The 12,902-nt window shown below is 72.2% G+C and carries 8 protein-coding genes; 6 read left to right on the forward strand and 2 right to left on the reverse strand.

Features of this window, described 5'->3' with window-relative positions; translation table 11 throughout:
• The first annotated feature begins 65 nt into the window (after positions 1–65).
• Complete coding sequence (locus ACIP8Z_RS08475; protein WP_402080837.1) at positions 66–4,193, forward strand: molybdopterin-dependent oxidoreductase; 4,128 nt, start codon at positions 66–68, stop codon at positions 4,191–4,193.
• Positions 4,194–4,280: 87 nt separating this feature from the next.
• Here ACIP8Z_RS08475 and ACIP8Z_RS08480 read toward each other — a convergent pair whose 3' ends face one another.
• Positions 4,281–5,045 carry an ankyrin repeat domain-containing protein gene (locus ACIP8Z_RS08480; protein ID WP_402080385.1) on the reverse strand — a complete coding sequence of 255 codons (765 nt, stop codon included), beginning with the start codon at positions 5,043–5,045 and terminating at the stop codon, positions 4,281–4,283.
• Positions 5,046–5,320: 275 nt separating this feature from the next.
• Between ACIP8Z_RS08480 and ACIP8Z_RS08485 the strand changes: the two genes are divergently transcribed.
• The 3 genes from ACIP8Z_RS08485 (at position 5,321) to ACIP8Z_RS08495 (ending at position 8,590) form a co-directional block, all read left to right on the forward strand.
• Positions 5,321–6,409 (forward strand): sugar ABC transporter substrate-binding protein, encoded by a 1,089-nt coding sequence (locus ACIP8Z_RS08485; RefSeq protein ID WP_402080388.1) that lies wholly within the window; start codon positions 5,321–5,323, stop codon positions 6,407–6,409.
• A 112-nt stretch (positions 6,410–6,521) separates the two neighbouring features.
• The gene (locus ACIP8Z_RS08490; protein ID WP_319314439.1) at positions 6,522–7,304 is read left to right on the forward strand and encodes an ATP-binding cassette domain-containing protein; all 783 of its coding nucleotides are present in this window, start codon (positions 6,522–6,524) and stop codon (positions 7,302–7,304) included.
• Complete coding sequence (locus ACIP8Z_RS08495) at positions 7,304–8,590, forward strand: sugar ABC transporter permease (RefSeq protein WP_402080391.1); 1,287 nt, start codon at positions 7,304–7,306, stop codon at positions 8,588–8,590. Before ACIP8Z_RS08490 ends, ACIP8Z_RS08495 begins: the two co-directional genes overlap by 1 nt.
• A 90-nt stretch (positions 8,591–8,680) precedes the next feature.
• Here ACIP8Z_RS08495 and ACIP8Z_RS08500 read toward each other — a convergent pair whose 3' ends face one another.
• Entirely contained in the window at positions 8,681–10,414 is a 1,734-nt protein-coding gene (locus tag ACIP8Z_RS08500) for a BCCT family transporter (protein WP_402080394.1), read from the reverse strand.
• 207 nt (positions 10,415–10,621) lie between these two features.
• Between ACIP8Z_RS08500 and ACIP8Z_RS08505 the strand changes: the two genes are divergently transcribed.
• Together ACIP8Z_RS08505 and ACIP8Z_RS08510 are read left to right on the forward strand one after the other, a co-directional pair.
• A complete protein-coding gene (locus ACIP8Z_RS08505) occupies positions 10,622–11,383 on the forward strand; it encodes a GntR family transcriptional regulator (RefSeq protein ID WP_402080397.1) in 762 nt (253 codons plus the stop codon).
• 203 nt (positions 11,384–11,586) lie between these two features.
• Entirely contained in the window at positions 11,587–12,870 is a 1,284-nt protein-coding gene (locus ACIP8Z_RS08510) for an amidohydrolase family protein (protein WP_402080399.1), read from the forward strand.
• Positions 12,871–12,902 lie beyond the last annotated feature (32 nt).

The following is a 12,902-nucleotide window of genomic DNA, read 5'->3' on the forward strand; positions in this document are numbered from 1 at the left end:
CCGGTACGCCCGGTACGCCCGACCAGGTGCGAACCGTCTGCTCGTACTGCGGCGTGGGGTGCGGCATGCTCCTCGACATCGGCACCGGGCCCGACGGACGCCGCACCGTCCTGAAGGCGAGCGGCGACAAGGACCACCCCGCCAACCGGGGGCGCCTGTGCACCAAGGGCGCCACCACCGCCGACCTGCTCGCGGCCCCCGGACGTCTGACCACCGCGCTCGTACGGGAGGAGCGCGGGGCCGATCCCGTCCCGGCCGACACCGACAGGATCCTCGCCGAGACCGGCCGCCGGCTGCGCGCGATCGTCGACGAGCACGGGCCCGACGCCTTCGCGCTCTACGTCTCCGGCCAGATGAGCCTGGAGGCCCAGTACCTCGCCAACAAGCTCGCCAAGGGCTTCATCCGCACCCACCAGATCGAGTCCAACTCGCGGCTCTGCATGGCGAGCGCGGGCACCGGCTACAAGCTGTCCCTCGGCGCCGACGGCCCGCCCGGCTCGTACGACGACCTCGACCGGGCCGATGTCTTCCTCGTCATCGGCTCCAACATGGCCGACTGCCACCCCATCCTGTTCCTCCGCGTGATGGAGCGGGTCAAGGCCGGTGCGAGGCTGATCGTCGTCGACCCCCGCCGCACCGCCACCGCCGACAAGGCCGACCTCTTCCTGCGGATCAGACCGGGCACCGACCTCGCGCTGCTCAACGGGCTCCTGCACCTGCTGCACGAGAACGGCCACACCGACCCCGATTTCGTCGCCGCGCACACCAAGGGCTGGGAGGCGATGCCCCCGTTCCTCGCCGACTACCCGCCCGCCGTCGTCGCCCGTGTCACCGGGATACCCGAGGCCGACATCCGTACCGCCGCCGAGTGGATCGGCACGGCGGGCGAGTGGACCAGCTGCTGGACCATGGGCCTCAACCAGTCCACCCACGGCACCTGGAACACCAACGCCCTGGTCAACCTGCACCTGGCGACCGGGGCGATCTGCCGCCCCGGCTCGGGCCCCTTCTCCCTGACCGGCCAGCCCAACGCGATGGGCGGCCGCGAGATGGGCTACATGGGCCCCGGCCTCCCCGGCCAGCGCTCGGCCCTGGTCGCCGAGGACCGGGCCTTCACCGAGGAACTCTGGGACCTCCCGCCCGGCACGATCCGCGAGGACGGCTCCGGGCAGGGCACCGTCGACCTGTTCCGGCGCATGGCGGACGGCGAGATCAAGGCCTGCTGGATCATCTGCACCAACCCGGTCGCCTCCGTCGGCAACCGCACCACCGTCGTCGAGGGCCTGCGGGCCGCCGAACTCGTCGTCACCCAGGACGCGTTCGCCGACACCGAGACCAACGCGTACGCGGACGTCGTCCTGCCCGCCGCCCTGTGGACCGAGACCGAGGGCGTGCTGATCAACAGCGAGCGCGGCCTCACCCTCGCCCGGCCGGCCGTCGACCCGCCCGGGCAGGCGCTCGCCGACTGGCGGATCATCGCCCGTATCGCGTGCGCGATGGGGTACGAGAAGGCGTTCTCGTACGACAGCGCGGAGGAGGTCTTCGAGGAGATCAGGCGCGCCGGGAACCCCCGGACGGGCTACGACCTGAGCGGGGTGTCGTACGAGCGACTGCGCGGCACCCCCGTCCAGTGGCCGGCCGCGAGCGGAGGTCCGGCGCGGAACCCGATCCGGTACGTGGCGGGGGACGGCGACGGGCGAGGAAAGGGGCCTGTCTTCCCTACGGCGAGCGGCCGGGCCGTCTTCCACGCCCGGCCGCACATCGACCCCGCCGAAATGCCCGACGACGCCTATCCGTTCGTCCTCAACACCGGGCGTCTGCAGCACCAGTGGCACACCCTCACCAAGACCGGGAAGGTCGCCAAGCTCAACAAGCTCAACCCGGCGCCCTTCGTCGAACTGCACCCCGGGGACGCCGCACGGCTCGGCGTCGCGGAGGGCGACCCGGTGGAGATCGCCTCGCGGCGCGGCAGGGCCGTGCTGCCCGCCGTGGTCACCGACCGGGTGGCGCCGGGGAGTTGCTTCGCGCCGTTCCACTGGAGCGACCTCTTCGGCGAGGACCTGTGTGTCAACGCCGTCACCAACGACGCCGTCGATCCGCTGTCCTTCCAGCCCGAGCTGAAAGTGTGCGCGGTCGCTCTGACGAAGGCGGCGGTCCCGGCGCGGACGATCACGGCGGCCGCGGCACCGGCCGCGCAGGCGCCGGTGGTCCCGGTGGCCCCCGTGGCGCCTCTGATTCCTGCGGTGCCTCTGATCCCTGTGGTCCCGAAGGTTGTCGTCCCGGGCGGCGGCCCGCCACCCGGTCACGCGGCCGCCCTCGGCCTCGAACCGACCCCGCCGCCCGTCCTGTCCGCCGAGGAGCGGCAGTATCTCGTCGGCTTCCTGGCCGGTCTGGAGTCGGGTGCGCCCGGCGTGCCCGTCCTGCCGCCCGGCGCGCCCTTCCGGGAGGATCACGCGCGGTGGGTGAACGGGGTGCTGGCCGGCCTGTACTCCCGCGCGCCGGAGACCGCCCCGGTCGGCGGCGCGGGGACGGCGGGCCGCGAGGTCGTCGTGCTGTGGGCCTCGCAGACCGGCAACGCCGAGGACTTCGCGGGCGCCACCGCCGAGCGGCTCCTGTCCGCGGGCCACCGGGCCGCGCTCGCGGGCATGGACCGGACCGACCTCACGGCGCTGCCGCCCGCCGCCGACCTGCTGCTGATCACCAGCACGTTCGGGGACGGGGACGCGCCGGACAACGGGTCCGGCTTCTGGGACGCGCTGACCGCGCCCGACGCCCCGCGGCTCGACGGCCGCCGCTATGCCGTACTCGCCCTCGGGGACTCCTCGTACGGCGACTTCTGCGGGCACGGGCGGCGCCTGGACGATCGCCTGGACGAGCTCGGGGGCGTCCGTCTGGCACCCCGTACCGACTGCGAACCGGACTTCGAGACCTCCGCCGACGCCTGGCTCGACCAGGTCCTGGCCCGGCTGTCCGACGAGACGGAGGCACGGTCCGCGGCCTCCGCCCACGCCCCCGCCCCCGACGCCGCGGCCGTCCCCGCGTCGACTCCCGCACCCTCCCCGGCCCGTCGCTCCGGTCCGGCCACCGCCCCCGCCCGGCTCGTCGGCAACCGGCTGCTCAGCCTGCCGGGCGCGGGCAAGGAGGTCCGGCGGTTCACCTTCGACACCCGCGAGAACGGGACCCCGCTCGGCTACGAGAGCGGCGACGCGCTCGGCGTGCATCCCGTCAACTGCCCGGAGCTGGTGGCCGAATGGCTGGCCGTCACCGGTCTCGACGGAGACTCCCCCGTGGACCTGCCCGGCCAGGGCCCGGTGCCCTTCGGCGAGGCCCTCCACCGCCACCTCGACATCACCCGAGCCACGCCCGGGTTCCTCGGCTTCGTCTCCGAGCGGACCGGCGACCGCGACCTCAAGCGGCTCCTCCGGCCCGACAACAAGGACGGACTCGCCCAGTGGACATGGGGCCGGCAGGCCGTGGACGTCCTCGCCGAGCACCCCGTGCGCGCCTCCGCGCAGGAGTGGGCCGAGGTCCTGGGCCGCCTCAGGCCGCGCCTGTACTCGATCTCCTCCAGCCCGCTCACCGACCCCCACCAGGTGTCCCTGACCGTCTCCGTGGTCCGCTACGAGAACCGCCGCGGGCGCCCCCGGAAGGGCGTCTGCTCGCCGTTCCTCGCCGACGCCGAACCCGGCGTCCCCGTCCCCGTGCACGTCCAGCGCGCCCCGCACTTCCGGCCTCCCGCCGACTCCTCGACCCCGATGGTGATGGTGGGGCCGGGCACGGGTGTGGCGCCGTTCCTCGGCTTCCTCGACGAGCGCCGGGCGCTCGGCCACCGGGCCCCGAACTGGCTCTTCTTCGGCGAGCAGCACCGCGCCACGGACTTCTTCTACGAGGAGGAGCTCACCGCCCTTCTCGCCGACGGCACCCTCGACCGCCTCGACACGGCCTTCTCGCGCGACCAGCGCGCCAAGGTCTACGTCCAGGACCGGATGCGCGAGAACGGGCCGCAGCTGTGGTCGTGGCTCCAGTCCGGCGCGCACTTCTACGTCTGCGGTGACGCGGCCCGGATGGCGAAGGACGTCGACCGCGCGCTGCGCGACGTCGCCGTCACGCACGGCGGGCTCGACGAGGAGTCGGCGGGGGTGTACGTGAAGCAGTTGGCCGCCGACAAGCGGTACGTGCGAGACGTGTACTGAGGCACGTACCGAGACACGTAGTGAGACGTGTACCGAGACACGTGCTGAGACGCGTACCGAGGCCCGTGGCTCGGGAGGCGGACGCGCTCACCCGCCGTCGGCCGCCCGGCGCCCCTCGGCCGTCCGCGCCCCTCGCTCCAGCAGCCGGCCGACGACCTCGTCCGCCTTCTCCGCGCGGGCGATGTCGAGCGGGGCGAGGTCGTTCCAGCCGATCCGGTCGATGTCCGCGCCGGACTCCAGAAGCCGTACGGCGACGGCCAGCCGGCCGCCCTGGCAGGCGCCCCAGAACGCCTCGTCGATCTCCTCCGGCGAGGGAACGGGGTCGGCGGTGAGGCGGGCCTCGACCTGGTCGAGGAGGCCGAGGGTCGCGGCGTCCTGGAAGGTGGGACGGGCGCCGAGTTCGAGCAGCCGGCGGGCCGCGCGCCACTGCCCGAAGGCGCGGGCGTCGGCCAGCGGCGTACCGCCGGCGATGACCGCTCCGTCGGCCTCGATGTCGGCTCCGGCGGCGACGAGGGCGTCGATCATCGGGACGTCGTCGTTGCTCGCCGCCCAGTGCAGGGGTGTCTCCCGGTGGGCTCCGGTGAAGCGGGCGTCCGGGTCGGCGCCGGCCTCGACCAGGACGGCGACGGTCTCCGGGCCGCGCGGCCGGTGGCCGGGCCAGTCGGTGGCGAGGTGCAGCAGGCTGCGGCCGCCGGGGCCGCGGCCCTCCCGGTCCTCGACGACCCGGGCGCCGGCCGGACCGGGATGCTCGGCGAGCAGCCCGCGCAGGGCGTCGAGGTCGCCGGTGACGATGGCGGCGGTGACGGCGACGGACACCGGATCCTGGGAGCTGAGCGTACGCGGATTCGGCATGCCGCCAGGGTGCCGCACCGGGGGCGTCGGCGCACGGACCGGCTGTGTCGCAGGGGTGCACGGACCGGCTCCGACCTGCGCTGTCGCGCTCGGGGACGGCGCGCACCGGCCCGAGCTGCGGTCCCGAGCCGGGGATGGTACGGGGACCCGGCCGGAGCCGTTTCACCCGCTTGCCGGTCCCCAGCTTGACGCTAATGTCGATATATAGGCCACATGTGCCTCCTGCGTCCCGCAGTCATCAGCGGCGGGAAGGCGGAGTACGGAAGGAGCCTCCCATGACCCGTACATTGCGGGGCGCGATAGCCCTGGCCGGAGCCACCGCCCTCTGCCTGGGCGCCGTGGCGACCAGCGGGGCCGTCCAGCCGGGCGCGGACTCGGCACGGCAGGACGTGAAGATCGGCCTGCTGCTGCCGGAGAGCAAGACCACGCGCTACGAGAAGTTCGACCGGCCGTACATCGAGGCCAAGATCAAGGAACTGGCGCCCGACGCCCAGATCGACTACTACAACGCCGCCGAGAGCGCCACCACCCAGCAGCAACAGGTGAACACCGCGCTCGCCAAGGGCGACAAGGTCCTGATCCTGGACGCCGTGGACGCCAAGTCGATCCAGTCCTCCGTGCAGAAGGCCCATGACGCGGGCGTGAAGGTGGTCGCGTACGACCGTCTCGCGCAGGGCCCGGTCGACTCGTACGTCTCGTACGACAACCGCAAGGTGGGTGAGCTGCAGGGCCAGGCGCTCCTCGACGCGCTCGGCGACAAGGCCGGGAGCGGCCAGATCGTGATGCACAACGGGTCGCCGACCGACCCGAACGCGGCGGAGTTCAAGGCCGGCGCGCACTCGGTCCTGGACGGCAAGGTGAAGATCGGCAAGGAGTACGACACGCCGAACTGGGACCCGAACAACGCCAACCAGCAGATGTCCGGCGCGATCAGCGCCCTGGGCAAGGACAACATCGTCGGCGTCTACTCGGCCAACGACGGACTGGCCGCCGGTATCGCCACCGCCCTGAAGGCGGCGGGCATCAACGTGCCGCTGACCGGCCAGGACGCCCAGCTCGACGCGATCCAGCGGATCCTGCTCGGCACCCAGACGATCACCGTCATGAAGCCGTACAAGCCGGAGGCGGACATCGCGGCCACGATGGCCGTCGACTTCGCCGAGGGCAAGACGCTGCCGTCCGATCTGGTGCCCACCACCGTCACCAGCGGCAGTGGCCAGAAGGTCCCCGCCAACCTGCTCACGCCGGTCGTGGTCGACAAGACCAACATCAAGGACACCGTCGTGAAGGACGGCCTGTACACGGTCCAGGAGATCTGCACCCCGACGTACGCCGCTGCCTGCAAGGAGGCCGGCCTCCAGTAGCGGCACGGCGTTTGCGTCCCGGGCGCTTCGGCCCGGGACGTCCCGCCCGGGCGACCGCGCCCCGGCGGGTCCCGGGACCCGCGCGAGCGGGCGAGCGGAGGAGGCGGTTCCTTTGCCGGAGCCACCGGTGCTCTCACTGCGGGGGATCTCCAAGCGGTTCGGCGCGGTCCAGGCGCTGAAGGACTTCGACCTGGACGTCCACCCCGGTGAGGTGGTCGCGCTGGTCGGCGACAACGGCGCCGGCAAGTCGACCGCCGTCAAGTCGATCGCCGGGGTGAACCCACCCGACGAGGGCGTCATCACCTGGGAGGGGAAGCCGGTCACCATCAGCCGGCCGCACGACGCCCAGAACCTCGGAATCGCCACCGTCTACCAGGACCTGGCGCTGTGCGACAACCTCGACGTGGTCGCCAATCTGTTCCTCGGCCGGGAGCTGCGGCACTTCGGCGTCCTCGACGAGGTCCGCATGGACCAGCGTGCGCGCGAGCTGCTCGACACCCTGTCGATCCGTATCCCGAGCGTCCGCATCCCCGTCGCCTCCCTCTCCGGCGGTCAGCGCCAGACGGTGGCGATCGCCCGCTCGCTGATCGGCGCGCCGAAGGTCGTCATCCTGGACGAGCCCACCGCCGCCCTGGGCGTGGAGCAGACGGCCGAGGTCCTCGACCTGGTCGAGCGGCTCCGCGAGCAGGGCCTCGGCACCATCCTGATCAGCCACAACATGGTGGACGTGATGGCGGTCGCCGACCGGATCGCGGTGATGCGCCTGGGCCGGAACAACGGCTTCTTCGACAAACGCTCGACGACCACCGAGGAGATCATCTCCGCGATCACGGGGGCCACCGACAGCGCCGTCACCCGCCGCCAGGCGCGTAAGCGGGAGCAGGAGGAGGAGTGATGAGACGCGACCGAGGCCGCGACCCCTCCGGCGCCGACGCCGGCCAGGAACCGGCACCCGGCGCCGTGCCCGCCGTCGACACCCGTCTCCTCGTCCGCGAGGAGGGCGTCAAGGGGTACCTCGACGAGTTCCGGCGCAAGATGCGCAGCGGCGAACTGGGTTCGCTGCCCGTCGTGCTCGCCGTGATCATCATCTGGACGGTCTTCGGCAGCCTGAACAGCACGTTCCTCTCGGCCCAGAACCTGTCCGACCTCAGCCAGCAGATCGTCGGCACAGGCATGATCGCGGTCGGGATCGTGTTCGTCCTGCTGCTGGGCGAGATCGACCTCTCCGTCGGCTCGGTCAGCGGTCTGTGCGCCGCGATCTTCGCCGTACTCAACGTCCTGAACGGCATGAACCAGTGGCTCGCGCTGCTCGTCGCCATCGCCGGCGGGGCCGCCGTCGGGCTCATCCAGGGGTTCTTCTTCGCGAAGGTCGGCGTGCCGGCGTTCGTGGTGACCCTGGCGGGCAACCTCGCCTGGAACGGACTCATGCTCCAGGTGCTCGGCAGCAGCGGCACGGTCAACATCCCGAGCGAGAGCATCGTGTCCAAGCTGTACTCGACGATCTACCACAGCCCGGCGGCCGCCTATGTGACGGCGGCGATCGGTGTCGGGCTGTTCCTGACGGCCTCGCTCCTGGACGCCGGGCGCCGCAGGAAGGCCCGGGTGCCGTTCCGTCCGATCGCCGAGATCGTCCTGCGGACCGTCGTGATCGCGGCCCTCGCCTTCGCCACGGCGTACATCCTCAACCAGTACCAGGGTCTGCCGCTGGCCCTGCTGATCTTCCTGATCGTGCTGGTACTGCTGGACTTCGTGCTCCGGCGCACCACGTACGGCCGCCGGATCTTCGCGGTCGGCGGCAACATCGAGGGCGCGCGCAGGGCGGGCATCAGCGTGCCGTTCGTCCGGATGTCCGTCTTCTCGATCGCCGGGACCATGGCGGCGGTCGGCGGCATCTTCCTCGCCGGGCAGATCCAGTCCGCGAGCCAGACCTCCGGCGGCGGCAACCTCCTGATGAACGTGATCGCCGCGGCCGTCATCGGCGGTACGAGCCTGTTCGGCGGCCGCGGCACCGTCTGGTCGGCGCTGCTCGGTGCGCTGGTGATCGGCTCCATCCAGTCGGGCATGAACATCATGGGCGTGAGCAACGCCGTGCAGTTCATGATCACCGGCTCGGTCCTGCTGGCCGCGGTGGTCGTGGACTCCCTGTCCCGCCGCACCCAGAAGGCGGCGGGCAGGGCGTGACCGGCCGATTGCGGCCGGTGCGCGTGAGGCCGGTCCACGTGAGGCCGGTCCGCGTGCGGCCGGTCCGCGTGCGGCCGGTCCGCGGGTGATTCAGGGTCCGTCGGAGTCCTGGGTGCCGGGGCCGATCCTCAGCTCGAAGTCGCCGTCGTACCGCTCGTGGCCGGCGATCACGGCGAGTTCGACGACCTCCACACCCATCTCGCCGCGGACGATCAGCGGGTCCTTGCGGAGGTCACGCATCAGGGCCACGCACATGCCGATCATCACCAGGACGAACGGTGCCGCCACCAGGATCGTGAGGTTCTGCAGGCCCGCGAGCGCGTCGCCCTGGCCGTCGCCGATGAGGAGCATGATGGCGGCGACCGCCCCGGTCACGACGCCCCAGAACACCACGACGGGCCGGGTGGGTTCGAAGGCGCCGCGCTGGGAGAGCGTGCCCATCACGATCGAGGCGGCGTCCGCGCCCGACACGAAGAAGATCCCGACCAGGATCATCACGAGCAGGCTCGTGGTGCCGGTGATCGGGAACTCCTGCAGCACACCGAAGAGTTGCCCCTCCGGGGTCGACTCGCCCGCCAGATCGCCCTGTTCCCTGAGCTTCATCGCCGTACCGCCGAAGATGGCGAACCACACCAGGCTGACGGTGCTGGGCACCAGGATGACGCCGCCGACGAACTGGCGGATGGTGCGGCCCCGGCTGATCCGGGCGATGAACATGCCGACGAAGGGCGTCCAGGAGATCCACCAGGCCCAGTAGAAGACGGTCCAACTGCCGAGCCAGTCATGGATCTCCACGCCGCTGGTCGCCTCCGTGCGGCCGGCGAGTTGCGGCAGTTCATCGATGTAGGCGGCGATCGAGGTGGGCAGCAGATCGAGCACGATGATGGTGGGGCCCGCGACGAACACGAACAGGGCGAGCACCCCGGCGAGCACCATGTTGATGTTGGAGAGCCACTGGATGCCCTTCTCCACACCTGACACGGCGGAGAAGACGAAGGCCACGGTCAGTACGGCGATGATGGCGACGAGCAGCCCGGTGCCGGTCTTCTCCATCCAGCCCAGCTCCTCGAAGCCGCTGCCGATCTGGAGCGCGCCCAGACCGAGCGAGGCCGCGGAGCCGAACAGCGTGGCGAAGATGGCCAGGATGTCGATGACCCGCCCGGGTGCGCCGTACGCCGCCTTCTCACCGATCAGCGGGACGAACACGGCGCTGATGGTCTGCCGGCGCCGCCGCCGGAACGTGGAGTACGCGATGGCGAGGCCGACGACCGCGTAGATCGCCCACGGGTGAAGCGTCCAGTGGAAGAGCGTGGTGGCCATGGCGGTCTGCATGCGCTCGGCCGAGTCCGCGGGGTGGGTGCCGGGCGGTGGGGTGCCGTAGTGGGCGAGCGGCTCGCTCACCCCGTAGAACATCAGGCCGATGCCCATACCGGCACTGAACATCATGGCGATCCATGACACCGTCCGGAACTCCGGGCCCTCGCTCTCCTGGCCGAGGGTGATCCGGCCGTAGCGGCTGATGGCCAGCCAGAGCGCGAAGACGACGAAGCCGGACGCGGCCAGCATGAACGCCCAGCCGCCGTTGCGGATGAGCCCGTCGAGGAGGTCGCTCGACGTGCTCTCCAGGCTGTCCGTGGCCGTGGCGCCCCAGACGACGAACGCCACGGTGAGGACGGCGGTGACACCGAACACGATCCGGTCGGTACGGGCGCGATGGTGGTGGTCGGGGCGGCCCGGGAGGTCCGCCGTCACCGGCAGCCCTTCCCGCCCGCCCCGTTCGGCGCCTGTCCGGCGACCGTCCGGCCCCTGATCTTCCTGCGACACAGATGGCACCTTTCACCGGCAAAGCGGTATTTCAACACAAACCTGACGATGTCTCTGTAAGGCAGTACCACAGCCGGGGCCGAACCGTGCGGACCAACAGACCCCGACCGCTTGACCGGTGGCCGCGGGCGGCCCGACGTATCCTCGCCCCGGGCACCCCGGACGGGGGACGGACAGCACGGCGGAGCAGGGAAGAGGTCGGGGCGCGTGACGGACGGACGACGGACCGACTCGACGGCCGGGGGCGACGGGACCGCGAGCGCGAGCCCCGAACCGGGACCGGGACCGGAATCAGCTTCCTCCGCCACCACCGCTGCCGCGCCCCCGGGCTCGGCCCCACTGAGCACGCGCGCGCGTGAGGCGGTCCTTCAGCGGATCGTGGACCGGCGGTACGCCCAGGGCGCCCGCCTCGTCGAGCGCGAGGTCGCGGAGGAGCTCGGCATGTCGCGGGTTCCGGTCCGCGAGGCGCTGCGCGCCCTGGTCGCCGAGGGCCTCCTGGAGCTGCTCCCGCACAGCGGCGTCCGTGTCCGGCGGCTGGAGCGCGCCGACGTGGAGCATCTGTACGAGGTGTGGGAGCCGCTCACGATCCAGGCGTCGCGGCTCGCGGCGCGGGCGTGCGCGGCAGGCGACACCGAGGGACTCGCCGCCCTCGAAGCGGCGCTGCACCAGGCCGAGTCGGCGGCCGCCGACGACGAGGCGACACGCGAGGTGGCCGCACACACGGCGTTCCACGAGAGCATGGTGGCCATGTCGGGCAACCCGCTGCTCGCCCGCACGATGGAGCAGTTGAGCTGGCAGCTGCGGCTCGTGTTCGGCCTGCGCGAGGAGCCCGCGCACATGCGGGCCCAGCACGCCGAGATGTACCGGCACATCGCCGCGGGGGACGCGGAGGCAGCCGCGGCGAGCACGCTGCTGCACGTACGGGACAGCAGGGCGGTGGCGCTGCGGTCCCTCTTCGGCGCGGCCTGAGGGTGAGGGTGGCCGGACGCCGCGGACTATTCGTATACCAAGACGTCCGATCACGCACCCCTGAAGACGCCGAGGCGGGCGTACTAGGCCATAACCACCCCGGAATGCGTGTTTCCGATTCCCTGGATGCCCACCCTTGTCCGTCGGCTTGAGCTTGGTATACAAAATGGGGAGCCGTCGGCCCACTCCCCCAAGGAGCACCCATGTGCGTCGAAGCCACCCCGCCACCCTCCGGCGAGCTGACCCGTCGCGGCATCCTCGCCGGAGCGGCCGCCCTCGCCGGCACCATGGCCGCGGCGGGCCAGGCGACCGCCGCCGTCGCCGACAGCGGAACCGCCCCCGGCGGCGCCGCGCGTGGCGGACACCTCGTGATCCAGGGCGGCACCCTCCTCGACCCGGCCACCGGCGAGGTCACCGAGAACGCCGTCGTCGTCATCGAGGACGGCACCGTCCGGGCCGCCGGCCGCCGGGGTGGCGTCGCCGTTCCGCAGGGCGTCGAGGTGCTCGACGCACACGGCCGCTGGATCCTGCCGGGCCTGGTCGACGCGCACATCCACCTCAGCACCGCCGCCGAGGCGCGCGACGCCGTCCGCAAGGGCGCGACGAGCGCGCGCAGCGGATCGACCTCGTTCTACCAGGACATCGCCGTCCGCGAACTCGCCCGGCACAGCCCCGCGCTCGCGCCGCGGCTGAAGGCGGCCGGAGTGTTCGTCACTCCGAACCTCGGCGACACCGTGCTCGCCGACCCCGACCTGACCCCGCTCGCCCGCCTCAAGGACGGAGTGCGCTCGGCGGAGGCACTGCGGCGCGTGGTGGAGGTGAACCTCGCCCGCGGCGCGGACGTGATCAAGACCCGGGTCAACGAGCGCGCCGGGCTCCCGGAGCAGGACCCGCTGGCCCAGGTCTACTCGCGCGAACAGCTCGCGGAGATCGTGGCGGCGGCCCGGCGGCGCGGCAAGGGCGTCCTCTGCCACAGCTACAGCGAGCAGGGCTGCCACGACGCCGTCATGGCGGGCATCCGCTCCCTGGAGCACGGCGCGTTCGTCGGCGAGCGCACGCTGCGCGAAATGCGGCGCCGGGGAACGTACTTCACGCCCACCCTCACCGCGATCGCCGGCCTGGCGGAGTCCTCGGACCCGATCCTCGCCGAACGCGGACGCACCTACCTCCCGATCCTGAAGCGCGCGGTCCTCGCCGCGCACGAACTCGGGGTCCCGCTGGCCGCGGGCACCGACTCGTCGGGCGGGACGGTGGACCCGATCGGCGGTGAGGTCGAACTGATGCACTCCGCGGGCCTGTCACCCCTCGACGCGATCCGTACGGCGACGACGGGCGCGGCCCGTCTCCTGGGCCTCACCGGCACGGCGGGCCGCCTCACCCGCGGCTCCGCGGGCGACGCCCTCCTGCTGCCGGGCGACCCGCTGACGGACCTGGCGGTGCTGAAGCGTCCGGTGGCGGTGGTACGGGCCGGGGTCCTGGCGTCCTGAGACGGCCCGAGCCCTCCACCTGATCCCCCCTT

The organism is Streptomyces sp. NPDC088553 (genome assembly GCF_044752965.1).
Classification (GTDB): domain Bacteria; phylum Actinomycetota; class Actinomycetes; order Streptomycetales; family Streptomycetaceae; genus Streptomyces.

Bases quoted from the DNA above. Each gene is read 5' to 3' on its own strand.
- ACIP8Z_RS08475 (WP_402080837.1), top strand. From the start codon at position 66: ATGCTCCTCGACATCGGCACCGGGCCCGACGGACGCCGCACCGTCCTG.
- ACIP8Z_RS08510 (WP_402080399.1), top strand. From the start codon at position 11,587: ATGTGCGTCGAAGCCACCCCGCCACCCTCCGGCGAGCTGACCCGTCGC.
- ACIP8Z_RS08485 (WP_402080388.1), top strand. From the start codon at position 5,321: ATGACCCGTACATTGCGGGGCGCGATAGCCCTGGCCGGAGCCACCGCC.
- ACIP8Z_RS08480 (WP_402080385.1), bottom strand. From the start codon at position 5,045: ATGCCGAATCCGCGTACGCTCAGCTCCCAGGATCCGGTGTCCGTCGCC.
- ACIP8Z_RS08495 (WP_402080391.1), top strand. From the start codon at position 7,304: ATGAGACGCGACCGAGGCCGCGACCCCTCCGGCGCCGACGCCGGCCAG.